Below are 25,709 nucleotides of genomic sequence, written 5' to 3' on the forward strand. Positions count from 1 at the left end.
CAGCCCAATCCATTTTAAAGCGCTTTTTCGCTGTCTGGAGTTTTCGCCTTGCCTATCAAGAAAATACTCGTCGCCAATCGATCAGAGATTGCCATCCGCGTATTCCGTGCGGCCAACGAGCTTGGCATGAAAACCGTGGCGATCTGGGCGGAAGAGGACAAGCTTGCGCTGCACCGCTTCAAGGCGGATGAGTCCTATCAGGTTGGTCGTGGTCCGCATCTGGCCAAGGACATGGGGCCCATCGAAAGCTACCTCTCAATCGAGGAGATCATCCGGGTTGCGAAGCTTTCGGGCGCCGACGCTATCCATCCAGGCTACGGTCTTCTGTCGGAAAGCCCCGAATTTGCCGATGCCTGCGCGGAGGCCGGCATTATCTTCATCGGACCGAAGCCGGAGACCATGCGCCGGCTTGGTAACAAGGTTGCCGCGCGCAATCTGGCAATCGAAATCGGCGTTCCGGTGGTTCCCGCAACCGAGCCGCTGCCCGACGACATGGAAGCTGTCAAGGCAATGGCCGAACAGATTGGTTACCCGGTGATGTTGAAGGCATCATGGGGCGGCGGCGGGCGTGGCATGCGCGCTATTTTTTCGGTGGATGACCTCGCCCGCGAGGTCACCGAGGGCAAGCGGGAAGCCAAGGCTGCCTTTGGCAAGGACGAAGTCTATCTTGAAAAGCTTGTGCAGCGCGCCCGCCATGTCGAGGTACAAATCCTTGGCGATACGCATGGCAATGCGGTGCATCTGTTCGAACGCGATTGTTCCATCCAGCGCCGCAACCAGAAAGTGGTCGAGCGCGCGCCTGCGCCATACCTCACTGACAGCCAACGCAAGGAAATATGCGATTACGGTCTGAAGATTGCCAAGGAAACCAGCTATATCGGGGCCGGAACCATCGAGTTCCTGATGGATGCCGATACGAATGAGTTCTACTTTATCGAAGTGAACCCACGCATCCAGGTCGAGCATACGGTTACTGAAGAGGTGACTGGTATCGACATCGTCAAAGCGCAGATACGCATTCTTGAAGGTGCGGCCATCGGCACGCCGGAATCGGGCGTACCCGCGCAAAAAGATATCAAGCTCAACGGCCACGCCTTGCAGTGCCGCATAACCACTGAGGATCCGGAACAGAATTTCATTCCGGACTATGGTCGCATCACCGCCTATCGCGGCGCTACGGGTTTCGGCATCAGACTAGACGGTGGCACAGCCTATTCCGGCGCGGTGATCACGCGATTCTACGATCCACTGTTGGAAAAGATTACAGCCTGGTCGCCAACAGCGGAAGAAACCATCCACAGGATGCATCGTGCGCTGCGCGAGTTCCGTATTCGCGGTGTCGCCACTAACCTCACCTTCCTTGAAGCGATCATCACACACCCGAAATTTCTCGATAATTCCTATACGACCAAATTCATCGATACGACGCCCGAACTCTTTGAACAGGTGAAGCGGCAAGACCGTGCAACCAAACTTCTGACCTATCTTGCGGACGTAACCGTAAACGGTCATCCGGAAACCAAGGGCAGGGCCGCGCCCTCCAAAGATGCGGCGCTGCCGCGCGTTCCTTTCGTTGAAACGCCGATCCCCGACGGCACCAAACAGTTGCTCGATCAACTCGGGCCGCAAAAGTTTGCCGAGTGGATGCGCAATGAGAAGCGTGTGCTGTTTACGGACACCACGATGCGCGATGGGCACCAATCCCTCTTGGCTACACGAATGCGGACCTATGATATTGCTCGCGTTGCCGGTACTTATGCACGCGCCCTGCCACAGCTCTTCTCGCTGGAATGCTGGGGCGGTGCTACTTTTGATGTGGCAATGCGGTTCCTGACGGAAGACCCGTGGGAGCGCCTCGCTGAAATCCGCGAAGGGGCTCCAAATATCCTTCTGCAAATGCTGCTGCGCGGCGCCAACGGCGTCGGCTACAAAAGCTATCCGGATAATGTCGTCAAATATTTTGTAAGCCAAGCGGCAAAAGGCGGTGTGGATGTTTTCCGTGTGTTCGATAGTTTGAACTGGGTTGAAAACATGCGTGTCACCATGGATGCGGTCGTCGAGGAGAACAAGCTCTGCGAAGCCGCGATCTGCTATACGGGCGACATCCTCAACTCGGCGCGGCCAAAATATGACCTGAAATATTACGTCGACCTGGCGCAGCAGGTGGAGAAAGCCGGGGCCCATGTCATAGCCCTCAAGGACATGGCGGGTCTTTTGAAGCCAAATGCTGCGAAGGTTTTGTTCAAGGCGTTGCGCGAAGCAACCGACCTGCCGCTGCATTTCCACACGCACGATACGTCGGGTGTTGCCGCAGCAACTGTTCTTGCAGCGGTGGATGCAGGTGTTGACGTGGTTGACGCTGCGATGGATGCCCTCTCCGGCAATACCTCGCAGCCATGCTTGGGTTCGATCGTTGAGGCATTGAAAGGTACCGAGCGCGATCCCGGCCTCGATCCCGAGTGGATACGCCGAATTTCGTTTTATTGGGAGGCGGTGCGTACGCAATACGCGGCTTTTGAAAGTGACTTAAAGGGGCCGGCCTCCGAGGTCTACCTTCACGAAATGCCCGGGGGGCAGTTTACCAATCTCAAGGAACAGGCTCGCTCGCTTGGACTTGAGACGCGTTGGCACGAAGTTGCGCAAACTTATGCGGACGTCAACCAGATGTTCGGCGATATCGTCAAGGTCACTCCATCCTCCAAGGTTGTCGGAGATATGGCTCTGATGATGGTAAGCCAGGATCTGTCTGTCGCCGACGTGGAGAACCCCGACAAGGATATAGCATTTCCGGACTCGGTGGTGTCGATGATGCGCGGTGATCTCGGACAACCACCGAAAGGTTGGCCGAAGGACATTCAGAAGAAGATTCTGAAAGGTGAAAAGCCATTCACCGAGCGGCCGGGTGCACTTTTGGAGCCCGCCAATCTCAATGCCGAGCGGAAAGAAATCGAGACCAAGCTGGAACGGAAGATCAGCGATCAGGAATTTGCCTCGTATCTCATGTACCCCAAAGTGTTCACGGATTTTGCAGTAACGCACAATACATACGGCCCGACGAGTGTACTGCCGACGCATGTCTACTTTTACGGACTGGCGCAGGAGGAGGAAGTGTTTCTCGACATCGAGCGCGGCAAGACGCTCGTCGTGCGCAACCAGGCAGTGGGTGAACCCGATGATAAAGGAATGTGTACAGTCTTTTTCGAGATGAACGGTCAGCCGCGGCGTGTGAAAGTCCCCGATCGCACACGTGCCGGCAGTGGCGCTGGCGTAAGACGTAAAGCGGAGCTTGGAAATGACAAACAGGTGGGTGCGCCCATGCCGGGCATTATCTCAACTGTAGGCATTGCGAGTGGACAGAAAGTCAACGCGGGAGATGTCTTGTTGTCTATCGAGGCTATGAAGATGGAGACTGCCTTGCGGGCCGAACGAGATGGCATAGTTGTGGAAGTACACGTGCGTGCCGGCGATCAGATAGACGCAAAGGATCTTCTCGTCGTTTACGAATAGGCTTGTGGCAATTCGCAAGCATGAAAAAGGCCCACCTGAGCCTTTTTTGTTTTTGGCTTGCGTGCAAAATCCCCATTCATGCAAATATACGCATAATCTATTGCCGATATAGGCAAATGTGGTTATCGTGACCGCATGTGCAGGGGCGTTCTATGCTGAAGGATTTATCGCCGGACGAAAGAAAAAGTATGATCCTCCAGAGGATCAATGAGTCTGGCCGCGTGCTGGCGAATGCGGTCGCATTGGAATTTGGCGTCTCCGAAGACTCTATACGCCGGGATCTTCGGGAATTGGCCGAGCAGGGTCTCGTCCAGCGATTCCATGGAGGCGCTGCAAGAAGCAGATCAGGTCCCCGGAGCTTTCAGCAGCGTGCTCGCGATGAGACCGCCGGCAAGAAGGCAATCGCCGTCGCCGGCGCGAGCCGCATCCCGGCGAACACCACGATGCTTCTCGACTCCAGTACAACAGTGCTGGAATTCGTTCGTGCACTCCCTAGAGATCTTCAGACATGTATCGTCACCGGTTCCCCCGATATCGCTTCGGCGGCGCTCGACCATCCCTGCTGCGAGGTCATTCTTCTGGGTGGAAGCCTAAACCGGCTGACGCGCAGTGCCATCGGGCAATCCACGCTGGCCGAAGTCCAATCGATGCGTGTTGACTATTGTGTTCTCGGTGCATGCGCCGTCGATGAAGAGTTGATGCTGCGTGCCGAGAACTATGATGATGCACGTATGAAACTTACCCTTGGTCAGGCATGCAATGAGATCATTCTCCTTGCAACAAGCGAAAAGCTTGTTAAGCAGGCTCCCTTTGCCATTGGCCCGATATCGCTCGTATCCACCCTTATAACCGACCGGACGGCAGATCGGTCGATTCTGGAGCGGATAAGCGGGATGGGCGTCGAAATAATCGTCGCAGACGATGAGACCCTGTGACCTAAATGTCTTCGCAATATCAGTGCACAACAGGTGATGATCCAATGGATGCCTCTGTCTACCTCAGGAAAGCCGTCTATGGCCGGTGGGCGGTTGCCTGCGCGTTTTTCTTCAACGGCTTCCTGGTTGGTAGCTGGGCTCCGCAAATTCCCGTATTTATGGTCCGTCTCGGGATCAGCGAGTTTACGCTTGGTTTGCTCATCCTGATTTTTGGCGTGGGCGCTCTTTCGGCCATGCCGTGGTGCGGTTACTTGATCAGCCGGTTTGGATCGCGGGCGGTCGTGAAAGGCTTTGCGGTTTTCTGCTCCTTTTCGTTGTTGCTCGTCGCTCTCGCCCCAAACGTTCTGACAGCTGCACCAGCCCTATTTCTCTTTGGTGCTGTGATAGGCGGGATGGATGTCGCGATGAACGCCAATGCAGTCGAGGTGGAGAAAAAGCTCTCGCGGGCGGTCATGTCGTCTTCGCATGGCTTCTGGAGCCTTGGCGGGTTTGCCGGCGGTGCGCTGGGCGGATTGGTGATCGAAGCGCATGGCCACTTGGCTCATGCGCTGGTGGTTACGCTGATCGCCATCGTGCTAGGCATGGCAACCTTCGGCTATATGATCACCGAAGACTCGCCTGCGACACAGGAAAAGCACAAGCTTGAGTTCCCGACCAATCCATTGATCTATCTTATCGGATTGATGGCGTTGTTTTCCATGGTGCCCGAGGGTTCGGTGCTGGATTGGGCAGCGCTCTATCTCCAGCAGGAACGAGGCGCGGACATCGCAACCGCTGGGTTCGCCTTTGCGGCCTTTTCCGGAACCATGTCGATCATGCGCTTTCTCGGCGATGGCGTACGCAACCGCTTCGGTGCAGTGAAGACATTGAGATACTCCGCACTCATTGGCGCAACGGGCATGTTAATTGCCAGCGTTGCACCGAATTCCTGGATTGCGATACTTGCATTTGCATTCGCTGGGCTTGGTATCGCAAATATGGTCCCAATCGCCTTCTCGGCAGCAGGAAATCAAAAAGGGACGTCTTCCGGAATGGCACTCAGCATGGTGACGCTCATGGGCTATTCGGGTATTCTTGTTGCTCCATCGGCCATAGGTTTTGTCGGAGGCAGAACCGGATTTGGACCAGTCTATATGGTGCTCGCCGGATTGCTTATCGTTGTGTTTCTGATGTCCAATCTGGCAAAGAGCGCTGATGTTGACCGATCATAAAGCAATTCCAGGAAAAGTGGGAACCGGTTTTCCGTCCGAAATTGCGTAAAAACAAAGAATTAGAGCAATTCCGTGATTCGAAGAAAAACGGGAATTGTTCGAGAGACGACTAAGCGCGCCGGGTGACAACGGAAGGCTTTTTCCGTTGCAAGAGAAAATCGCTCACGCGTTTGCCGGGCTTGTGAGACTTCAGACCGACGCTCATTTCCGGCGTCAACTCGCCGGTCAGATCGAGTGTGGCATGTTCGCCGACGGCATCGAAATTGTCCTCAAGCCAATCTCCTGCGGCTGCTCGGCCAAGATCGCGCAGATACTCAAGGAATGCCCATTCTGCGTTGATCTTGGATGACGAAGACAGGCCCTCGAGCGCTTCGTCGGCGTCGATGCGGTGCATTCGAATGTTGCGGTATTCGCCATGCTCCAGCCTTCCGGCTTTAATCAGCGAATTGACGAATGCAATCGAACGGAACTCGCGTAGAAGGGCAGCGTTGAAGGTAATCTCATCGATACGATCGGTTATTTCGCGTGCCGTCTTGGGGGTGCCGCGTCTTTCGATCGGATTAATCTGAACCAAGAGGACGTCTTCGCTCTCGCTCGAATAAAAGAACGGGTATAGCGCCGGATTGCCGCCATAGCCGCCATCCCAATAGGGTTCGCCATCGATTTCCACTGCCTGAAAGATATAGGGAAGGCAGGCTGAAGCCATGACCACGTCTGCATTGAGTTCCGATTGCGAGAAGACACGCAGCCGCCCGCTCTCTACGTTGGTCGCGGAAACGAAGAGCTTGAATTGAGAACAGGCCCGTACACGTTTGAAATCGATTTCCTTTTCGACCACGTCCCTTAGGGGGTTGAGATTGAACGGATTGAACTCGTAGGGAGAAAATAATCGCGAAAACTGTTCAAACAGGTTGTAGCCGAGGCCATGTTCAACTGACCAGTTGCCGAAGAATCGATCCCATGGGGTGCGCTGGACAGGGCTGAATTGCCCCGTTCGCCCCACGGCACGCCAGAACTCGTGCAACTTTGCCCGGGCGCCTTCAGCTCCATTATGTGACCACCCGTCGGCGAGGGCTACGGCGTTCATTGCACCTGCACTGGTGCCGGATATGCCTTCGATTGCCAGTCGGCCATCCTCGAGGATGCGGTCGAGAACGCCCCAGGTGAAGGCGCCGTGCGAACCACCGCCTTGCAGGGCGATGTTGATTGTCTTCGATTTTACCTTTGTCACTGCGCTGTCCAGCCACCATCGACGGATATGGAGGTTCCGGTGATCTGCGCGGCGGCGTCGCTGGCGAGGAACACGACGGTTGCGCCAATCTGGTCCACAGTCGCAAACTCCTTGGTCGCCTGCTTATCAAGCATGACCTCGCGGATAACGGTCTCACGATCCATATCATGCGCTTTCATCTGGTCGGGTATCTGCGCCTCGACGAGCGGCGTAAGCACGTAACCCGGACAGATTGCATTGCTCGTGATGTGTTTTTCTGCAACTTCGAGCGCAACAGTCTTGGTAAAGCCAAGGACGCCATGCTTAGCCGCGACATAGGCTGATTTGAACGGCGAGGCCCTAAGCCCATGAGCTGACGCAATATTTATGATGCGCCCCCACCCGGCTTTTTTCATGTATGGAAGGGCAGCCGCAGTCGTATGAAATGCTGATGTCAGATTGATGGCGATGATTGCGTCCCACTTTTCCGTCGGGAACTCATCGACAGGCGCAACGAACTGAATTCCGGCATTGTTGACCAGGACATCGACACTGCCAAAGGTTTGGGCGGCCTTTTCAATCAGGGTCCGGCACTCGGTACCGTTCGACATGTCGGCCTTGATATAGGCGACCTCTACGCCGTACTTCTCGGCAATTTCGCTGGCAAGTGCATGATCTTCGGGCCGGTCAGTGAATGAGTTGATCACAACATTGTATCCTGCTGCAGCAAGAGCATGCGCGGAACCGAGCCCGATGCCGGAATTCGAGCCTGTAACGACTGCGGTCTTTTGGGCCATGGTTATTTCCTTTGATTGATCAACCGTGCGTGCAGAAGGCCGACAGAATATATTGCATCGCAGCAAAATTGCTAGACGTGCAGCATGAACACTTTGTCATACAAGCTCTGCAGTGCAGGCGTAGCCCCTCCTTGGTAAGTACGGAGTTGACAAATGGCGATAGCTGCGCCACCTGAACAGCATATCTGGAGCTTGACGATGTCAGACTATTACTCGCAACCTTTTGGCCGGCGGCCGTCGGTCGGTGTCGATGTGGGCGGCGTCATGGTGGGTGGCGGAGCGCCGGTTGTCGTTCAATCGATGACCAATACCGATACCGCCGATGTGGATGGTACTGTGGCGCAGGTGGCCGCTCTGTCCAGGGCGGGCTCGCAGATTGTCCGCATTACAGTTGACCGTGATGAGTCAGCTGCAGCCGTCCCGAAGATTCGTGAACGCCTTGACCGGCTGGGCCTTTCGGTCCCGCTGGTGGGTGACTTCCACTATATCGGCCACAAGCTTCTGTCTGACCATCCGGCTTGCGCCGAGGCGTTGGCCAAGTACCGCATCAATCCTGGCAATGTTGGATTCAAGGACAAAAAGGATGCACAGTTCGGCGCCATCATCGAAATGGCAATCCGCTATGACAAGCCGGTTCGCATCGGTGTAAACTGGGGTTCGCTCGATCAGGAACTGCTGACTGCCCTGATGGACCAGAATCATGCTGCTGGCGCACCCCTGACGGCGGAAGCCGTAACGCGCGAAGCGATTGTGCAGTCTGCGCTCATTTCATCGCAACTTGCTGAAGAGATTGGCCTGCCGCGTTCGAAAATCATCCTCTCTGCGAAAGTAAGTCAGGTCCAGGATTTGATCGCTGTCTATGCCGAATTGGCACGACGCAGTGACCATGCGTTGCATCTTGGGCTGACCGAAGCTGGTATGGGTACAAAGGGCATCGTGGCTTCTTCGGCCGCGATGGGGATCCTGTTGCAGCAGGGTATCGGTGACACGATCCGCATATCTCTTACGCCTGAACCGGGCGGCGATCGCACTCGCGAAGTCCAGGTGGCGCAGGAACTCTTGCAAACCATGGGCTTTCGGCAATTTATCCCGATAGTCGCCGCATGTCCTGGATGCGGCCGCACGACGTCGACAGTGTTCCAGGAATTGGCGCAATCGATTCAGAGCGATATCCGCACCAACATGCCGATCTGGCGTGAGAAATATCCGGGCGTTGAAGCGCTGAACGTTGCTGTCATGGGCTGCATCGTCAATGGACCGGGCGAGTCCAAAATGGCCGATATCGGCATTTCGTTGCCGGGAACGGGTGAAACACCGTCCGCACCCGTATTTGTTGACGGCAAGAAGGTTGCTACCTTGCGCGGCGCCGGTATCGCTCAGGAATTCCAGAAAATGGTGGCAGATTACATCGAGAACCGCTTCGGTCTTGGCGCGGGTTCGCACGCGGCAGAATAGTTACTAGCTCTGCCTTTCGGCAATAAAGCGCGCCGCATCCTTAAGAAGTGCAGCTTTCTCACCAAAGGGGGCGAGAAGCTCTTCCGCCTGCGCGACCAGACCGACCAACTGGCGCTGGGTCCACTCGATGCCATGCATGGAGACAAGTGTGGCCTTGCCTGCCGCTGCATCTTTGCCCGTTGCTTTGCCCATGTGGCTTGCATCGGCGGTAACATCAAGCAGATCATCAGCAAGTTGGTAGGCAAGGCCAATGGCTGAGCCATACTCCGCCAGTCGCTCGCGGTCCTCGAAGTTGGAGCGGCCAACGATAGCACCGGCCTCGCAGGCAAAACGGATCAGTGCCCCGGTCTTCATCGCTTGCAAGCGGATAATGCCTTGCTCGTCTGGTTTGACCTTTTCCGCCTCGAGATCGAGCGCCTGGCCACCTACCATGCCGCCAATTCCTGCTGCGCGGGCCAGCGTCGCGATGAGCGCTACTCTAGCTTCAGCATCAAGCTCGGTTTCCTCGCTGGCGATCAATTCGAACGCGTAGGTCAGGAGGCCATCTCCAGCAAGGATGGCCGTTGCTTCATCAAATTTCCGATGCACTGTCGGTTGACCGCGCCGCAAATCATCATTGTCCATGGCCGGCAGATCGTCGTGAACGAGAGAATAGCTGTGAATGCATTCGAGCGCCGCAGCAACGCGCAAAGCGGCAAGATTATCCGCTTTAAAAAGGGCAGCGCTTTCCATAACCAGAAACGGTCGAAGGCGCTTGCCGCCATTCAACACACTGTGGCGTATCGCGGCCATCAATCGGGACGGCCGGCTGATCTCGCCGGTTTGCGGGCTATCCGACAGCAAATTGCCAAGCAGCGCTTCAACCGAAGCTGCGCGCTGCTGTAAGGTAATCTGGAACAATGAGAAATCCCGATCAGTCATCATACCCAGCCAATTGCCGATAAATCGGCTTCCGGTCAATGGCCTCTGGGCAAGCGCGGTTGCATTTCTGCAGTGGTCTCTGTGTGTACGGCTCAGAAAATCGTAGAAAGAATTCCCTTCTGTTGCTCTTTGCTTTATGTCCGACAGGAATATTCAAATGGAAGATATGTGTGGCAAGGCTTCTCGTCAGAAACAAGCGGGGCAGAGGTTATCTGGTCAATCCTGGACGTTCGCCCGTCGGGCGGGCCGTGCGCTACCTGATTCTGGCGGGAATCATATTGATCATGTTGCCGATTATCCTGCTCTGTCTCTACCGATTGCCCTTCATTCATCCGATTTCCACGTTGATGGTGAAAGATATCGTGACGTTTTCTGGTTATGATCGCCGCTGGGTGCCACTCGACCAGATATCTCCATCTCTCGTCAATTCGGTGATGATGTCTGAGGATGCGAGGTTTTGTTTTCATAACGGCGTGGACTGGGATGCATTGAATTCCGTCGTTTCGGACACGATTGACGGCGAACAGACGCGTGGGGCGTCGACGATTCCAATGCAGACAGCCAAAAACCTGTTCCTATGGACAAGCCGCTCATTTATCCGAAAAGGACTGGAAGTACCTCTGGCTGTGCTGACGGATCTCATTCTGCCCAAACAGCGGTTGCTGGAAATCTACCTGAACATCGCCGAATGGGGCCCGGGCATTTATGGTATCGAGGCCGCGTCGCAATATCATTTCAAGACAAGCGCAGCAAAGCTTTCGCCGCGTCAGGCCGCTTATCTGGCGGTGACGTTGCCTAATCCAATGGTGCGCAATCCTGCGCGGCCCGGCCGTGGCATGCAGACATTGGCGCGGGTCAACGAACGCAGAGCACGCGGCGCCGGGGCCTATGTCGGGTGCGTGAACTAGATGAAACTGCCGATAAAAGCCCTGGCGACAAAAAATATGCGAGTCCTGCTGGTCAAAAGCCCTCAGGACGTGTATAGCCCCACCGAACTTTCCGGAATTTTGTCCATTGCGACAGGCTCAATCGGGCCAGTGCCGGATTTTGACTGATTACTGGAGCTGGAACAATGGCTGTACCTAAACGAAAAACTTCTCCGTCGAAGCGCGGCATGCGCCGTTCCGCTGACGCGCTGAAGGCACCGACTTACGTCGAAGACAAGAATTCAGGCGAACTGCGCCGCCCGCATCACGTCGATCTGAAGACCGGCATGTACCGTGGCCGTCAGGTTCTGACGCCGAAGGAAGGCTAATTCTCTTCCGAATTCGCACTAAAAGACCGGCCGCTGTGCCGGTCTTTTAGTGGGTGCGATGCGCCCAGTACTTGAGCTATTTCAGCTCGATCTCGATAAAAGCATATTCACCATCATTGGCGTTAACCACATCGTGCTCGACGCCCTCAGTCCGGAAATAGGGAACGCCCTTTTTCATTTCCGCAAATGATTCACCGTCCTTCGTCACCAGCTTGACCCGTCCGTCCATCAGCGGGACGACGACATAATCACGCGCGTGCCTGTGCCAGCCCGTGTTCTCTCCGACAGCAAAACGATATTCTGTAACGACGACGCGCTCATTGTCGATGAATACCGTTGCTTTGGCCGCCGACATACCGAGTACTCCGCCGTTAATGGTTAGCTCTATCCCCATCGATCATTATTTATCAAGGGAGTCGAGTTTGCGCTGCATAGCGGCAATCTGCTCCTTCAACTCATCGAGCCCCGTATCCTTTGCGGGCTTCTCGGGCGCGTGCGCATCATCGGGCTCAGAAGGAGCTGTGGTCTTGTTCAAGGGAAAAGGCGTGAACATGCGCATGGCATGCTGCAACATTTCCGTGTTGCGACGCACCTGCTCTTCGACCAGTTTGAGCGGGGCGCTAACATTCATCATGTCCATGGGCGTCTTGCCGAACGCCGCCGTCAGCTGCTCGCGCATGCGCTCCTGCTCCTTTGCAAAGGCTGACATGGACTGTTCAAGGAACGTTGGAAGCACAACCTGCATCTGATCGCCATAATAGGCAATCAATTGGCGCAAGAACGGGATAGGCAGCATGTTCTGCCCGTCCTTGTTCTCAAGCTCGAAAATAATCTGGGTCAGAACCGAGTGAGTAATGTCCTCGCCCGTCTTTGCATCCTGAACCGTAAAGTCCTCATTGCGCTTTACCATCTCGGCCAGGTCTTCCAACGTCACGTAAGTACTTGTTCCGGTGTTGTAGAGACGCCGGTTGGCGTATTTTTTTATGACGATGTCCCCGGTTTTCGCTGCCATTACTCAACTCCCCAAAACTTCGTTTCCTCCGCCGAATTTGCGTGCCGGCTTACGGATGGACTTAAGAGGATAGGGGCAAAGCGCGCCAATTCAAAGCGATTTGTGCATTGCATTCAACGCAGTGCGTTGTGTCCAATGTTGCAGTGCGATGAGCGATATTTGCGTCTGATACTTAAATGGGCCTTGTCAAACTGTTGAAGGCAGCTAATTCTGACCGATATATGCTTTATGAATTCAGAATGACAAATATGAGGAAACGTTATGACCCAATCCATCGTCATCGCAAGTGCCGCCCGTACCCCTGTTGGATCGTTCAACGGTGCATTTGCCAATGTTCCGGCACATGAGCTGGGCGCAGCCGTCATCAAGGAAGTTCTGAGCCGCGCTGGGGTCGACGGGGCGGACGTCGATGAGGTGATCATGGGGCAGGTGCTTGGTGCTGGCGAAGGCCAGAATCCGGCGAGACAGGCGGCAATGGCCGCTGGTATCCCGCAGGAAGCGACCGCTTGGGGCCTGAACCAGGTTTGCGGCTCCGGATTGCGCGCGGTTGCTCTTGGTATGCAACAGATTGCCATGGGTGATGCCACTATCGTTGTTGCCGGAGGTCAGGAATCGATGTCCTTGTCACCCCATTGCGCGCATCTTCGCAGTGGTACCAAAATGGGCGACATGAAGCTGATCGATACGATGATCAAGGATGGTTTGACCGATGCCTTCCACGGTTATCACATGGGTATTACAGCCGAAAACATCGCCACCAAGTGGCAGTTGACCCGCGAGGAACAGGACAAGTTCGCACTTGGCTCACAGAACAAAGCCGAGGCAGCTCAAAAGGCCGGCAAGTTCAAGGATGAAATCGTGCCGTTTACGGTCAAAACGCGCAAAGGCGACGTCGTGGTCGCCGACGATGAATATATCCGCCATGGAGCAACATTGGACTCATTGGCCAAGTTGCGTCCGGCTTTCGACAAGGACGGGACTGTGACTGCAGGCAATGCATCGGGTCTCAATGACGGCGCCGCCGCGGTTGTGCTGATGAGCGAGGAAGAAGCCAAGCGTCGCGGCATCAAGCCGCTGGCAAGGATCGCATCTTGGGCAACAGCCGGTGTTGATCCATCCATCATGGGAACGGGACCAATCCCGGCCTCGCGCAAAGCCCTTGAAAAGGCCGGGTGGACGGCCGAAGATCTTGATCTCGTTGAGGCAAACGAGGCGTTTGCGGCACAGGCCTGCGCCGTCAACAAGGATCTTGGGTTCAACCCGGATATAGTCAATGTGAATGGTGGCGCAATTGCCATCGGCCATCCAATTGGCGCCTCCGGTGCGCGTGTTCTCAACACATTGTTGTTCGAGTTGAAGCGTCGCAACGGCACGAAGGGCCTCGCTACTCTCTGCATCGGCGGTGGCATGGGTGTCGCGCTTTGTGTAGAGCGCATCAAGGACTAACAAGGCTCAACCGGCTCAATATTATTGGGCCGGTTTTCATATCGATGGTTGCTGATGCAACCAACAAGCCGTTTCATGTTTTCATAGTCGCACTTCGTTATACGAGATAAGTTTCAGGGAGGGATGATAGATGACAAAAACAGCAATCGTAACAGGTGGAACGCGCGGCATAGGCGCAGCAATATGCGTCGCCTTGAAAGCCGCTGGCTACAAGGTTGCGGCTAATTACGCTGGCAATGATGAGGCTGCCAAAGAATTCGGAAAAAAGACCGGAATCGCGACCTATAAGTGGGATGTCTCCAATTATGAGGAATGCGCAGCAGGTATTGCAAGGATCGAAGCAGAACTCGGTCCCGTCGCTGTGCTGGTGAACAACGCCGGCATCACTCGCGATGCAATGTTCCATAAGATGACACCGGGCCAATGGAGCGACGTCATCAATACCAATCTTACCGGCCTGTTCAACATGACCCATCCAGTGTGGAGCGGTATGCGCGACCGCAAATTTGGCCGGGTGATCAACATTTCTTCGATCAACGGACAAAAGGGCCAGGCGGGCCAAGCCAACTATTCGGCTTCAAAGGCAGGTGATATCGGCTTCACGAAGGCTTTGGCTCAAGAGGGCGCGCGTGCCGGCATTACGGTCAATGCCATCTGCCCTGGCTACATAGGCACTGAGATGGTGCGGGCAATTGATGAGAAGGTGCTCAATGAGCGGATAATTCCGCAAATTCCCGTCGGACGCCTTGGCGAACCGGAAGAAGTAGCGCGCTGCGTGGTGTTTCTGGCATCTGACGATGCGGGTTTCATCACCGGGTCTACGCTCACGGCCAATGGTGGGCAGTATTCGACCTGAAAGTGATGGAGAATGCGTGGGGCCAACATATTGGGCGAGTGCCTGAATCTTGTCCTATAAAACTTGTGAATGGTTGCGTGTGGTGCAGTTTCTGTTGCGGCAGCACCAAATATGTGTGGTGAACAAAACGGAAATCTCGCGAGGCGCCGATTCCATTTGGCTCGACCGGTATGGCAACGACAGTTGTTGGAGCAAGCTCGCATGGATCAGCTAACCATAAGAAATCATTGGTCTTTAGTGCTGATAAACTCGGTCACAATCATGAGTTGACATGCGACGCTCTCAGAAATGCAACCTGGCGAGGCCTATTTAAATGATTCAGCATGTAGTGCGATTTAGTGCCGGAGAAGCTAGATATGGCCGTGAACAAATCAGGAATCACATCCTAGAGCCGTTTCGTAGCTGATTCGTTCGCCTCGCGTTCTATTTCGTTACGGTACACTCCGTGAATCGGTTCGCGATTGTTTATCTGGATTGCCCCGCCTACCTTTCTGTCGGACGCTTAAAATGCTAATCGAAAATGCATACCCGGCTTTCACTGCCTTGGTGGCCGGTATTGGATTGTAATTGATGAACCTCATGCCCAACCCCGAACTTCCCCTGGTCTTAACCGGCCGCGATGTTACAGCCGTTCTGGGGCCTACAAACACAGGGAAGACCCATCTAGCGATCGAGCGGATGCTTGCCCATCACACCGGAATGATTGGCTTGCCACTTCGTCTGCTTGCCCGGGAGGTTTATCATCGTGTGGCAGACAGGGTGGGGCTGGCAAATGTTGCGCTGATTACCGGTGAGGAAAAGATCAATCCACCTGGAGCCCGCTATTCGGTCTGCACGGTTGAAGCGATGCCCCGCCAAACCGATGTGGATTTTGTCGCCATCGACGAAGTGCAACTCGCCAATGATCTTGAACGTGGCCATATTTTTACCGATCGCATTCTGCATCTGCGCGGTCGTCAGGAAACGTTGTTGCTTGGCGCTGCAACCATGCGCGGGATACTGGAGAAGCTGTTGCGCGGCGTTTCGGTCGTCACGCGGCCACGGCTTTCAAATCTCGCCTATGCAGGATCCAAGAAAATAACCCGCCTTCCACCCCGCTCCGCGATAGTGGCCTTCGCTGCCGAGGAGGTTTACTCCATCGCAGAGCTGATACGGCGTCAAAGTGGTGGCGCGGCGGTGGTTATGGGTGCTCTCAGTCCGCGCACGCGTAACGCGCAGGTCGATCTCTATCAATCTGGTGATGTCGATTATCTGGTCGCCACAGACGCGATTGGCATGGGCCTCAATCTCGATGTCGATCATGTGGCCTTCGCTCAGGACCGCAAATTCGATGGCTACCAATTTCGTAACCTCTCCCCTGGAGAGATAGGGCAGATAGCCGGACGCGCCGGCAGGCATTTGCGTGACGGTACTTTCGGAGTGACGGGCCAGGTGTCGGGGTTCTCGGAAGAACTCATACAGAGAGTGGAATCCCATTCCTTCGACGCCGTCAAGATTCTGCAGTGGCGCACGGCTCGCTTTGACTATTCCAGCCTGAACGCGCTGAAGAGATCCATTGATACACCCGCTCCTATTGAAGGATTGACGCGTGCTCTGCCCGCGGTCGATCAACAGGCGCTGGAATATTTGTCCAACGACCCGGATGTCGCGCCACTGGCCACTACGCCTGAACGTGTGGCTCTTTTGTGGGATGCTTGCGCGCTGCCCGACTATCGCAAGATTGCGCCAGCCCAGCACGCCGACATTATCGCATCGATCTATACCGACCTTGCGGATAAGGGCCATGTGAACGAAAATTACATGGCCGAAGAGGTTCGCCGCGCCGATTCAACGGATGGCGATATCGACGCGCTTTCACGGCGGATCGCCCAGATCAGAACCTGGACTTTTGTGTCTCACAGGCCTGGATGGCTTGCAGATCAGGCACATTGGCAAGAAAAGACGCGTGAAATTGAGGACAGACTATCAGATGCACTGCATGAAAGGTTGACGAAACGCTTCGTAGACCGCAGGACAAGCGTGCTTATGAGGCGCCTGAGAGAGAATACAATGCTAGAAGCCGAAATTAGCCCTGCCGGGGACGTTGTTGTCGAGGGGCATCATGTTGGACGTTTGGATGGGTTCCGTTTCACTACGGACGCCCAAGTCGATGGAACGGACGCGAAGGCCGTCAAGGCTGCAGCGCAAAAAGCGCTTGCGACGGAATTCGAAAATCGCGTCGAGCGGTTCTCCGCTTCGGCCAATGGCGATTTCGCCCTCGGCTCAGACGGGACCTTGCGATGGATCGGCGCGCCGGTTGCCTCGGTCGTCTCGGGTGAGCAAGCGCTGAAGCCTCGTGCTGTTCTGCTTGCCGACGAGCAATTGACAGGTCCGGCGCGGGACAAGGTCGCGGCGCGCGTCGATCGTTTTCTCGCCCATCACATAGATACGATCCTGAAGCCACTTGTTGATCTTGCCAATGCCGATGCGCTCGTTGGTATCACCAAGGGCCTTGCTTTCCAGCTCGTCGAGAATTTCGGCGTCCTTCATCGCCGCGATGTTGCGGAAGACGTCCGTGGCCTTGATCAGGATTCACGAGCTGCTCTCCGCCGTCTTGGCGTCCGCTTTGGAGCTTACCACGTATTCCTGCCGGCGCTTCTCAAGCCTGTACCGGCCGGTCTGCTGACACTTTTGTGGGCGCTTAAGGAAGACGCCAAGGATCGCCCCGGCTACGGAGATGTGGTGCAGGTCCTATCCGCTGGACGCACATCCGTGGTTACAGACCCGAGCTTTGATCCAGCCTTCTATCGGCTTGGAGGCTACCGCCTCCTCGGCCGGCGCGCAGTGCGAATCGACATTCTTGAGCGCCTCGCCGATCTTATCCGGCCTGCACTTGGCTGGAAGCCTGGAACCGGCACACGGCCGGACGGCGCGTATGATGGAACTCGTTTTGTGGTGACTCCGTCGATGATGTCGATCCTCGGTGCTACCGCCGACGATATGGAAGAAATTCTCAAAAGCCTCGGCTATCGTCCTGAATCGGTCGAAGCAGTAATTGTTGCTGCCAAACTGACAGAACTTGATACCGTGCCAGTGCCTGCCGACCCAGTGGCTGTGGTTGCCGCCACGTCGGGCCCAGCGGTCGCTGAAGAAGAGAACGTTACACCTACGGAAGCAGCCGTTAATTCCACTGAACCGTCTGCCGACGGAGAGCTCCAGCCGGAACCGGTCGTAGAAGTCAGTGCATCCGCTGACGAGCCTGCCCCGACTGTTGTGCAAACTGTGGCTGAAGAAGCGCCGAAGCCAATTCTGCTCTGGCGCCAGGCGCGTTTTGACGGCCGCAACAATCGCGGGCACCAGGAGAAACGCGAGCATCATCGCGGCGGACAGGCGCGCAGTGTCCAAGGCGAACAGCGCCCCGCTCGGAATGAACGCGACGCAAATCAGCAGAACGAACAGGGTGCGCGCAAGGAACAATTCCGCGGCAAAGGCAAGCCCAACGGCAAGGATCGTTTTAAGCAAGGCGATAATGGAAAGTCCGCTGGCAAGCCACCGCTTCAGAAGCGCCCAGAACGTGAAGAGCGTCCGGTCAAGATCGACATGGATTCTCCCTTTGCCAAGCTGCTGGCACTGAAGGAACAAATGAAGAAATAGGGATGGTGGGCGCGTCCTCAAATCACGACAGTGCAAGGCAGCGCATTGACAAATGGCTGTTCTTCGCCCGAGTGGTCAAATCCCGCGCGCTCGCGGCCAAGCTCGTCTCTGGCGGCAATGTTCGGTCCAACAGAGACAAGATCGATCAGCCATCGCACGGCGTGAAACCCGGGGATGTGCTGACGATCACTCTCGATCGGCGTATTCTCATTTACAAGGTGGTCTCTGGTGGAACGCGCCGAGGCCCGGCCGAAGAAGCGCGAACGTTGTACGAGGACATCTCGCCGCCACCTCCACCCAAAGACCGCATCACTGCTCTCGACGGATTACCCAAGCGCGATGCGGGCAGCGGACGCCCGACAAAACGCGAACGTCGGCAGGTTGACCGGTTGATGCAGAGCGACGACGACAATTCGGGTGAATGATGTTAAATTTCGAATATTGGCTATCGTGTCGAAATCCTCTCTACCAGTGGCTCGGAAGCTAAAATATTATTCCACGAAGCGCGTCAGTATGGGATAGGCGTTGCTTGTCGATTGCGTGTCGCAATGCCATGAATGGCGCCGTGAACGCCGATGTCCCTAGCTTTAAGGGAATCCCGACCGCGTTCTGGTGCCGCAGCCGTTTTTCCCCTCTTGTCAGCCCGGCATCGAATCGTTACCTCAACGGCTGACACGTGGTGTCTTCAGGAGCCAGTAAATGACTTATGTTGTGACCGACAATTGCATCCGCTGCAAATATATGGATTGCGTTGAGGTCTGTCCTGTCGATTGTTTCTACGAGGGCGATAACATGCTCGTCATACATCCGGACGAGTGCATTGATTGCGGCGTTTGCGAACCTGAATGCCCTGCGGAAGCTATCAAACCTGATACCGAACCGGGCTTGGACAACTGGCTGCAGATAAATGCTGAGTACGCCGAGAAATGGCCTAATATTTCGCAGAAGCGCGATGCTCCTGCCGACGCCAAGGATATGGATGGTATCGAAGGCAAGTTTGAAAAATTCTTTTCGCCAGAGCCTGGCGAGGGCGACTGATATTTTATTCGAGTTTAGAAATAAATAACCGATTTTTATCGCAGGGCGCATCTTGAAATATTGCGCCTTTTGCGCAGGCGCAGCAAAAAGTTGATTCTAATCACTTTTCGTGATAGTGTAACGGCATATGTTGATCATTGGACGTCAAATTTCGTGGCGCTAAAGCATAAATCACCAATCGGCTAGATTTATTTCGGACTCTGCAGTTCAGGGCTTGTTGTTTGTTTGCCCATCAATCTGTTCTGTCCGGATTGCTTTTGCGTGACAATTGGCGGCCGACAAACCGGGTTTCCGGTTTCCAGTGATTGGTTTGACCGGTGCGTTTTGCCGGGCGCAGCAAGGAGTAGTTAAGCGCATGACAGCAGTTCAGCAGAAAAAGACCGCCCAGCGTATCGGATTTAAGACGGGCGAGTTTATTGTATATCCGGCCCACGGCGTAGGACAAATTGTCAATATCGAGGAACAGGAAGTTGCGGGCCACAAGCTTGAGCTGTTCGTTATTGATTTTCAGAAGGACAAAATGCGCTTGAAGGTACCGGTCGCCAAGGCAACAGCTATCGGTATGCGGAAACTTTCAGAGACAGACTATGTTGATCGTGCGTTGAAGGTTGTCCAGGGACGCGCTCGCATCAAGCGGACCATGTGGTCCCGCCGTGCCCAGGAATATGATGCGAAGATCAATTCCGGCGACCTGATTTCGATTTCAGAAGTCGTGCGGGACCTTTTCCGAGCTGACAACCAGCCAGAACAGTCATATTCAGAACGTCAGCTTTATGAAGCAGCACTGGATCGCATGGCTCGCGAGATTTCCGCCGTCAACAAGATGTCGGAAACAGAAGCTGTACGCCTTATCGAGGTTAATCTCGCCAAGGGACCGAAGCGTGGCGCCAAGGCTGAAGAGACCGAGGTTGAAGCAGACGTCGTTGTTGAAGATGAGCAGGAAGAAGCCGCGTAACAACGGTTTCATCCGACGCATAAGAAAAGAGCCCGGCATTTGCCGGGCTTTTTTATTCGCTGATGATCTTGACCTTGTCGCCGGCGGACACCGTTCCGCCGGGCGGCAGTGCATTGATCAGGCGGAAGAGGTCGAGCTTTCGATCGGTGCCCATGATCTGGTTGGAGAGGCTGACCAGCGTGTCACCGGGCTTAACTGTGACGACCCGGATGCGCAGGGGCTTGGTATTTGCTTTCTCCTCCGGTGTCAGCAGGTGGAAGCTCCGGATAACCGTCTGCGAAGCCGGCATCAGCGCGGTGCTTCCTGTTGGAGCGGCTGTCAGGAAGCGGTAAATCCGGTTTCCGGCATTGACGACGAATATGTCGAATTCCCAACGATCCGCTCGGGCTTTTGCGCTTGCGGCGGGCATTCCGTTGAAAGTCGCCGCCTGAACGCTGGCATTGTCAAGACCCGTAACCCAGCCGCTGCGCATGTAATCCGTCATCGACGGATTACCGGAGACCTGCGTCCCGTCGAAGCGTATTGCCACCTCGCCCGGTCCCGTTGCCATGACCGCGTCTGCGCTGTTATCGATAGTGAAGCCCTCAGGAACGGTGAAGCTTACACCGAGCAGCGGATGAACGAAGTTGCGTCCACGAACGTAACCTTCCTCGGGGGTGTCGCCATAGAGGATTCCGTCGATGCCCTGCAGGAACGAGTCACGGTCGGTTGTGCCTACACCCGGTGCGCCGATACGACGGGCATGCCCGCGCGCGAGTTCGATGCGCTGTGGTGCTGAAGGGTGGCTTGCAAGAAAGTCGAGGCTCGCATCGGTCGCGCCCGAGACACTGCGGAAATCTGCATAGGACGCCATGGACTGGAGGAAGCGGGCGGCGGCGAAGGGATCATAACCAGCTTCGCCGATCATTTTGATACCGATGGCATCCGCCTGAAGTTCCTGATTGCGCGAAAATTGCGCCATGCGCAGCTTTCCGCGAATCAGTGCTTCGCGTCCGGCACTATCGTCCTGCAAGACTTCCGAAACGACGCGACCGGCAATCTGTGCTTCCTGCTCACGCTGCTGGCGTTCGATACCGTGATTGGCGATCACATGACCCATCTCATGTGCGATGACGGCTGCGAGTTCCGCACTGTCATTGGCGAGGGCAAGAAGGCCACGCGTCACATAAAGATAACCGCCGGGGAGGGCGAACGCATTGATGTTAGGCGAGTTGAGGATGGTAATACGATAGGTGTGCGTCGGATTATCGGAAACCGTAGTCAGGTTACCGACGACTTTGGCGACCATGCGTTCGAGCTTGGCATCCTTGTATTCGCCGCCATAGGTGGCAAGAATGCGAGGATGCTGCTCGGCGCTGAGCTTTGCCAGCCTGTCGTTCTTGGTGACATTGTCGACTGTCACCGGATTTGACGAAGGTCCTAACGCGTCGTCCTTGGTGACATTGAGAACCTGGCACCCCGACAGGAAGGCAAGCAGCAGCGTTGCCGACGCAAGATTCCTGCGTCGAGCGACTGGAAGCCATCCGTTGTAGTTGGGGGATTGGTGCGAAGCCAGAATCATGTCCTCATTGTCGTCGCGCGCGAGCAGATGCGTGTTTTCGTGCCCTTGCTAGCCCGACAAGCAGCTGTGAGCAAGAATTTCATTGTGTTCTTGAATGTGGCAACGCGTCGAAAATATGTCAAAGCGCAGAGTCTTCTGCACCGAGATATTTCCGCAACAGCGTTGGCGCCTTGGTTGAGAGCAGGTCTGCCGCCGGTCCCGAAGCAACGACTTTCCCATTGTCGAGGAAAACCAGCAAGGATTGCAGGCGCAAAGCATCGCCGGGATGATGCGTCACCATGACCACGGTCATACCGGTTTCTTCCTGCAGATCACCGACAAGGTCGAGCATCTCATGCCGCAAAGCGGGACCAAGAGAGGCGAAAGCCTCGTCAAGCAAGAGTACCGGCCGGTTCCGTACGAGCGCTCGCGCTATCGCCACCCGCTGGCGCTCGCCGCCAGATAGAGCTTCCGGCTTTCGATGTTCCTTGCCAGAGAGGCCAACCTTCCGTATTGCCTCAGCAGTCGCCGCCTTGTCAGCTTCGTCCAATCTGAGGTTGGGCTTTCGGCCCAGCCCGACATTGGCGGTGACATCAAGATGCGCGAAGAGATTATTGTCCTGGAAGACCATCGAAACAGGCCGTTCCGATGGGGCGGCATGGGTTACGTCCGCACCCGCAATTAAAATCCGGCCGGATCTAGCCGTTTCAAATCCAGCGATGAGGTTGAGCAGGGTGGATTTTCCCGCTCCGCTTGGACCTATGATCGCGGTGATGGTCGACGGTTCGATGATGAGGTCGAAATGCATCGCCATGTCACCATAGTCGAAGTCGACCGCATCGAGGCGGATGGCCGCACCATCCTTGGTCCGGGCCTCGGTTCGGGAACGCCTAGCCAATGTTTGCGACCTCTCTCTTTGCCAGAATGCCTGCACCTTTGTCAGCTGCGATCATCAGGAGCAAACACAGCACACCGAGGATCAATGCCAGGCCTGCCGCATCCTGTGTACGATAGCTCCCCATGCGTTGCAGCAGCAAATAGGGCAGGGTCTGAATGGAATTGTTGCCGAAGAGGGCGATCGTTCCAAGGTCGCCGAGCGATAGAGCCATCGCAAAGACGAAAGCGACGCTTGACGGCCGCTTCAGAACCGGCCAGTCGATAAGTCGAAGCCGGTTCCATCCGGTAATGCCCAATTGCGCACACAGCCGGTTGTGGCGGCTGGCCGCCGTATCCCATGTCGGGCGCAGTATGCGAAATGCAAAAGGGATGGCCATCGCGGCGTTGACGCTCACGACCATAAAGGGTGCGAGACTGAACGGATCGACAAAATGGCGTGACAAGATAAACCAGCCGGAGCCGATGACGATCGGTGGTATGACCATGATGAGACTTGCACCGCGATCGAGCGAGCGCTCAAACAGTTTTGGCGAGGCGTAGCCACGCCGGCTTGCAAGATATTCGCGGGCCACCACCAACGCCAGTGAAATGACCAGCGACAGCGCAGCCGCACTTGCTCCGAGCACGATGCTGGTCAGGATTGCGCGCCAAACAAGGCTCTCACCCAGTAGCCGGAGAAGATCGGCCGCCAGCCCCGAAACGACTGTTCCGACTATCGGCAGCGCGACGAAAAGCAGACCGAGGATTATCGTGGCTCCGTCCAGAAGGCGTGTCCTTAACGTTGGCTGGTCAAAACGGCGCGTCGTCGTGCGTAGGCTGAACCCTTCCTCGGTCGGGCGCCCGTTTGGGCTCAGAACCGACAGAACCGCAATCGTCAGGCACAATTGCACAAGCGTCAGCGAAACCGCGCGGGCAATATCGAAATCGAAATGCAGCGATTGGTAGATCGCAACCTCAAGCGTCGTAGCACGCGGTCCGCCGCCGAGCGTCAAGACGATAGTGAACGATGTAATACAGAGCATGAAAATCAGCCCCGCGATTCCGGAAATGTTGCGCAGGATCACCGGCCATTCGATCAACCGAAACCGCGCCCATTTCCCCATGCCGAGTTGGGAAGAGAGTTTCCAATAGTCTTCCGGAATAGAGTCCATGCTCGACAGGAGCAGTCGTGTTGCCAGGGGCAAATTGAAAAACACATGCGCGATCAGGATGCCGGTGAGACCGTAAATATTAGGAATGGCGTCCAGCCCTAGCCAGCTGAACAGCGCAGCAAGCAGGCCATTGCGTCCATAGATACTGGTGATACCGAGCACGGCGACAAGGGCTGGCAGCGCGAGCGGCAGGGCGAAGAGCCGCAGAATCATGGCGCGTCCCGGGAAGTCTGGATGCGCGTGAAGGGCGCGAGCGAGCGGGATGGCAAGCCCCACCGAGAGCAGCATGGAGAGCAGCGCCTGCAGCAGTGTGAAGCGGGCAATTCGCCAGAGGTAGCCGTCGAAGGCCGCAAAGCCTTCCGTGCTGCCACGCAGCGCTTCAACTGCGAGGCTCAAGCACGCACCGCCCGCAAGCACCGCAAGGAAGGCGAGGGCGAGAGCCCCCGCCAATGGCTTCAAGGATATCAATTTGTTACAGGCTCATGGCCGACAGCCATTCATCGATCCAGGCTTTGCGATTCCTGGCCACTTCCTCCGGCGAAAAGATCAATGTTTTCGCCGGCTTCACCAAGGCATCAAAGGCGGGATTGAGCGGTCCACTTGTCTTCGCCGCCGGAAACATCCAGTTGCTTTCCGGAATGGTATCCTGGAATGCTGTGCCGGTCATAAAAGTCAGGAACTGCGCCGAAAGCGGGTTTTTTGCGCCATTCACAGTTTGCGCGGCCACTTCGACCTGCAGATAATGGCCCTCCTCGAACGCAGCGGCCTTGTAGCGCTCGGTCTTTTCAGCGATCACGTGATAAGCAGGCGAAGTCGTATAGGAAAGCACGAGCGGTGCTTCTCCCTTTGTGAACAGGCCGTAGGCTTCCGACCAGCCCGGCGTCACGGTCAACACGCGATCTTTCAGTTTACCCCAGGCTTCGCTGGCCTTGTCGCCATAGACGGACTTCACCCAGAGCAAGAGGCCGAGGCCGGGTGTAGACGTCCGCGGATCCTCGATGACGATTTTCTGGTTTGGATCACCCTCGACCAGTTGCTTGAGGCTGGTGGGTGGATTCTTGAGCTTTTCTGTATCGTAGATCACGGCAAAATAGCCGTAGTCATAGGGTACGAAAGTATCATCTTGGTAGCCGCCGGGAATATCAATCGCGCTCGCGTCGATTGCGTGCGGGGCGAACAGTCCTGTTTCCTTCGCCTCATAGGTCAGATTTGTGTCGAGGCCAAGCACGACATCGGCTTTGGTTGAAGCACCTTCAAGTCTCAGACGGTTGAGCAGAGCGACGCCGTCCGTAACCGCGACGAAGTCCACAGTGCAATTGCATTGCTTTTGGAAGGCTTCCTTGACTTTCGGCCCCGGACCCCATTCGGCAGTGAAGCTTTCATAGGTATAGATCGTCAGTTTGCCATCGGCTTTTGCCGGTCCGGCGAGGGCAATTGCAAGAATGCCCGCCATGCTCACAGACTTCAGAATAAGGTCGAATAGCCGCATCGGCGCCTCCTAGAGTTGAAATTCAAAAGGATTGGTGCGCCGGCTTTATTGCCGCGTCTAATCCCTCCGCCGGTACAAACCGGATCAGGTTCCGCGGGTTGGCAGGATTTCTCCTTGAGCCTCTCAGCCGATCCTTTTCGGATTGGCACCCCGTTAGAGCATTGCAAAGATTAGAGATAAAGCTTTTGCCGTGCAAGCAACTTACCTTGTCGACTGAGCGATAAGTTTCCCCCTTGCCACGCCCGCTTTTGCGTCTGGCCATTGTTTGCATTGTGGGAAGACGGGCGGTCGTCGAAGCGCGTCTTGGTAGATAAGGTATGCGATCCGAAGACCGCCCGCTAACGTTTTCCCCCTGCCGGCCAGCTTCTGCTTGTTCCGCGGGGCGAGTGGATGAACGCCTG

At 55.7% G+C, this 25,709-nt stretch carries 21 protein-coding genes and 1 riboswitch; of the genes, 12 read left to right on the top strand and 9 right to left on the bottom strand.

All coding sequences use genetic code 11. The features are described 5' to 3' along the window. Positions 1-48 precede the first annotated feature (48 nt). The 3 genes from pyc (at position 49) to FHS21_RS27455 (ending at position 5,653) form a co-directional block, all read left to right on the top strand. Positions 49-3,507, top strand: coding sequence for a pyruvate carboxylase (pyc, locus tag FHS21_RS27445; RefSeq protein WP_112531019.1), 3,459 nt, complete (start codon positions 49-51; stop codon positions 3,505-3,507). A 188-nt stretch (positions 3,508-3,695) separates the two neighbouring features. Then, on the top strand, positions 3,696-4,442 hold the full coding sequence (locus FHS21_RS27450; protein WP_162701982.1) for a DeoR/GlpR family DNA-binding transcription regulator: 747 nt from the start codon (positions 3,696-3,698) through the stop codon (positions 4,440-4,442). A gap of 44 nt (positions 4,443-4,486) precedes the next feature. Further along, positions 4,487-5,653, top strand: a complete 1,167-nt coding sequence (locus FHS21_RS27455; RefSeq protein ID WP_112531017.1) for an MFS transporter — start codon at positions 4,487-4,489, stop codon at positions 5,651-5,653. A 109-nt stretch (positions 5,654-5,762) separates the two neighbouring features. Here the strand turns inward: FHS21_RS27455 and FHS21_RS27460 are convergent, their stop codons facing one another. Then, a complete protein-coding gene (locus tag FHS21_RS27460) occupies positions 5,763-6,884 on the bottom strand; it encodes a patatin-like phospholipase family protein (protein ID WP_312879944.1) in 1,122 nt (373 codons plus the stop codon). After that, complete coding sequence (locus FHS21_RS27465) at positions 6,881-7,660, bottom strand: 3-hydroxybutyrate dehydrogenase (RefSeq protein ID WP_183665100.1); 780 nt, start codon at positions 7,658-7,660, stop codon at positions 6,881-6,883. Before FHS21_RS27465 ends, FHS21_RS27460 begins: the two co-directional genes overlap by 4 nt. Before the next feature lie 198 nt (positions 7,661-7,858). On the opposite strand from FHS21_RS27465, the gene ispG reads away from it, so the two are divergent. Then, positions 7,859-9,115, top strand: coding sequence for a flavodoxin-dependent (E)-4-hydroxy-3-methylbut-2-enyl-diphosphate synthase (gene ispG / locus FHS21_RS27470; RefSeq protein WP_376772224.1), 1,257 nt, complete (start codon positions 7,859-7,861; stop codon positions 9,113-9,115). Positions 9,116-9,118: 3 nt separating this feature from the next. On the opposite strand, the gene FHS21_RS27475 is transcribed toward ispG, so the two are convergent. Continuing rightward, positions 9,119-10,036, bottom strand: a complete 918-nt coding sequence (locus FHS21_RS27475; protein ID WP_112531050.1) for a polyprenyl synthetase family protein — start codon at positions 10,034-10,036, stop codon at positions 9,119-9,121. Positions 10,037-10,248: 212 nt separating this feature from the next. Between FHS21_RS27475 and mtgA the strand changes: the two genes are divergently transcribed. Together mtgA and rpmF are read left to right on the top strand one after the other, a co-directional pair. Beyond that, positions 10,249-10,944 carry a monofunctional biosynthetic peptidoglycan transglycosylase gene (gene mtgA / locus FHS21_RS27480; protein ID WP_281386176.1) on the top strand — a complete coding sequence of 232 codons (696 nt, stop codon included), beginning with the start codon at positions 10,249-10,251 and terminating at the stop codon, positions 10,942-10,944. A gap of 164 nt (positions 10,945-11,108) precedes the next feature. Next, entirely contained in the window at positions 11,109-11,291 is a 183-nt protein-coding gene (gene rpmF / locus FHS21_RS27485) for a 50S ribosomal protein L32 (RefSeq protein ID WP_008121851.1), read from the top strand. A 76-nt stretch (positions 11,292-11,367) separates the two neighbouring features. Here rpmF and FHS21_RS27490 read toward each other — a convergent pair whose 3' ends face one another. Both FHS21_RS27490 and phaR read right to left on the bottom strand, forming a co-directional pair. Next, positions 11,368-11,646 (bottom strand): cupin domain-containing protein, encoded by a 279-nt coding sequence (locus FHS21_RS27490; RefSeq protein WP_112531013.1) that lies wholly within the window; start codon positions 11,644-11,646, stop codon positions 11,368-11,370. 45 nt (positions 11,647-11,691) lie between these two features. After that, on the bottom strand, positions 11,692-12,303 hold the full coding sequence (phaR, locus tag FHS21_RS27495) for a polyhydroxyalkanoate synthesis repressor PhaR (protein ID WP_112531012.1): 612 nt from the start codon (positions 12,301-12,303) through the stop codon (positions 11,692-11,694). A 261-nt stretch (positions 12,304-12,564) separates the two neighbouring features. On the opposite strand from phaR, the gene FHS21_RS27500 reads away from it, so the two are divergent. The 6 genes from FHS21_RS27500 (at position 12,565) to FHS21_RS27525 (ending at position 20,231) form a co-directional block, all read left to right on the top strand. Further along, the gene (locus FHS21_RS27500; RefSeq protein WP_112531011.1) at positions 12,565-13,749 is read left to right on the top strand and encodes an acetyl-CoA C-acetyltransferase; all 1,185 of its coding nucleotides are present in this window, start codon (positions 12,565-12,567) and stop codon (positions 13,747-13,749) included. A 130-nt stretch (positions 13,750-13,879) separates the two neighbouring features. Then, the gene (locus FHS21_RS27505) at positions 13,880-14,605 is read left to right on the top strand and encodes a beta-ketoacyl-ACP reductase (RefSeq protein ID WP_112531010.1); all 726 of its coding nucleotides are present in this window, start codon (positions 13,880-13,882) and stop codon (positions 14,603-14,605) included. A gap of 570 nt (positions 14,606-15,175) precedes the next feature. After that, entirely contained in the window at positions 15,176-18,238 is a 3,063-nt protein-coding gene (locus FHS21_RS27510) for a helicase-related protein (RefSeq protein ID WP_183665104.1), read from the top strand. Between the two features lie 2 nt (positions 18,239-18,240). After that, a complete protein-coding gene (locus FHS21_RS27515; RefSeq protein WP_112531008.1) occupies positions 18,241-18,663 on the top strand; it encodes an RNA-binding S4 domain-containing protein in 423 nt (140 codons plus the stop codon). Between the two features lie 274 nt (positions 18,664-18,937). Beyond that, positions 18,938-19,276, top strand: a complete 339-nt coding sequence (gene fdxA / locus FHS21_RS27520; protein WP_112531007.1) for a ferredoxin FdxA — start codon at positions 18,938-18,940, stop codon at positions 19,274-19,276. Positions 19,277-19,631: 355 nt separating this feature from the next. Further along, positions 19,632-20,231: a CarD family transcriptional regulator gene (locus tag FHS21_RS27525; RefSeq protein ID WP_112531006.1), complete on the top strand. Its 600-nt coding sequence runs from the start codon at positions 19,632-19,634 to the stop codon at positions 20,229-20,231. A gap of 52 nt (positions 20,232-20,283) precedes the next feature. Here FHS21_RS27525 and FHS21_RS27530 read toward each other — a convergent pair whose 3' ends face one another. From FHS21_RS27530 to thiB, 4 genes are all read right to left on the bottom strand, one after another. Beyond that, on the bottom strand, positions 20,284-21,711 hold the full coding sequence (locus FHS21_RS27530; protein ID WP_112531048.1) for a M48 family metalloprotease: 1,428 nt from the start codon (positions 21,709-21,711) through the stop codon (positions 20,284-20,286). A 199-nt stretch (positions 21,712-21,910) separates the two neighbouring features. After that, positions 21,911-22,585: a thiamine ABC transporter ATP-binding protein gene (locus FHS21_RS27535; RefSeq protein WP_112531047.1), complete on the bottom strand. Its 675-nt coding sequence runs from the start codon at positions 22,583-22,585 to the stop codon at positions 21,911-21,913. 76 nt (positions 22,586-22,661) lie between these two features. Continuing rightward, on the bottom strand, positions 22,662-24,287 hold the full coding sequence (gene thiP / locus FHS21_RS27540) for a thiamine/thiamine pyrophosphate ABC transporter permease (RefSeq protein WP_183665106.1): 1,626 nt from the start codon (positions 24,285-24,287) through the stop codon (positions 22,662-22,664). Between the two features lie 4 nt (positions 24,288-24,291). Beyond that, on the bottom strand, positions 24,292-25,308 hold the full coding sequence (gene thiB, locus FHS21_RS27545) for a thiamine ABC transporter substrate binding subunit (RefSeq protein ID WP_112531004.1): 1,017 nt from the start codon (positions 25,306-25,308) through the stop codon (positions 24,292-24,294). Positions 25,309-25,352: 44 nt separating this feature from the next. Beyond that, a riboswitch (TPP riboswitch) is annotated at positions 25,353-25,471 on the bottom strand. Positions 25,472-25,709 lie beyond the last annotated feature (238 nt).

It is taken from the genome of Phyllobacterium trifolii, from assembly GCF_014192095.1.
Lineage (GTDB): Bacteria > Pseudomonadota > Alphaproteobacteria > Rhizobiales > Rhizobiaceae > Phyllobacterium > Phyllobacterium trifolii.

Excerpts from the sequence above, each read along its gene's own strand:
- FHS21_RS27465 (WP_183665100.1), bottom strand. The coding sequence starts at position 7,660 with ATGGCCCAAAAGACCGCAGTCGTTACAGGCTCGAATTCCGGCATCGGG.
- thiB (WP_112531004.1), bottom strand. The coding sequence starts at position 25,308 with ATGCGGCTATTCGACCTTATTCTGAAGTCTGTGAGCATGGCGGGCATT.
- rpmF (WP_008121851.1), top strand. The coding sequence starts at position 11,109 with ATGGCTGTACCTAAACGAAAAACTTCTCCGTCGAAGCGCGGCATGCGC.
- FHS21_RS27490 (WP_112531013.1), bottom strand. The coding sequence starts at position 11,646 with ATGTCGGCGGCCAAAGCAACGGTATTCATCGACAATGAGCGCGTCGTC.
- FHS21_RS27505 (WP_112531010.1), top strand. The coding sequence starts at position 13,880 with ATGACAAAAACAGCAATCGTAACAGGTGGAACGCGCGGCATAGGCGCA.
- FHS21_RS27535 (WP_112531047.1), bottom strand. The coding sequence starts at position 22,585 with ATGGCGATGCATTTCGACCTCATCATCGAACCGTCGACCATCACCGCG.
- FHS21_RS27455 (WP_112531017.1), top strand. The coding sequence starts at position 4,487 with ATGGATGCCTCTGTCTACCTCAGGAAAGCCGTCTATGGCCGGTGGGCG.
- FHS21_RS27525 (WP_112531006.1), top strand. The coding sequence starts at position 19,632 with ATGACAGCAGTTCAGCAGAAAAAGACCGCCCAGCGTATCGGATTTAAG.
- phaR (WP_112531012.1), bottom strand. The coding sequence starts at position 12,303 with ATGGCAGCGAAAACCGGGGACATCGTCATAAAAAAATACGCCAACCGG.
- FHS21_RS27515 (WP_112531008.1), top strand. The coding sequence starts at position 18,241 with ATGGTGGGCGCGTCCTCAAATCACGACAGTGCAAGGCAGCGCATTGAC.
- FHS21_RS27475 (WP_112531050.1), bottom strand. The coding sequence starts at position 10,036 with ATGACTGATCGGGATTTCTCATTGTTCCAGATTACCTTACAGCAGCGC.
- FHS21_RS27500 (WP_112531011.1), top strand. The coding sequence starts at position 12,565 with ATGACCCAATCCATCGTCATCGCAAGTGCCGCCCGTACCCCTGTTGGA.
- FHS21_RS27510 (WP_183665104.1), top strand. The coding sequence starts at position 15,176 with ATGAACCTCATGCCCAACCCCGAACTTCCCCTGGTCTTAACCGGCCGC.
- ispG (WP_376772224.1), top strand. The coding sequence starts at position 7,859 with ATGTCAGACTATTACTCGCAACCTTTTGGCCGGCGGCCGTCGGTCGGT.
- FHS21_RS27450 (WP_162701982.1), top strand. The coding sequence starts at position 3,696 with ATGATCCTCCAGAGGATCAATGAGTCTGGCCGCGTGCTGGCGAATGCG.
- fdxA (WP_112531007.1), top strand. The coding sequence starts at position 18,938 with ATGACTTATGTTGTGACCGACAATTGCATCCGCTGCAAATATATGGAT.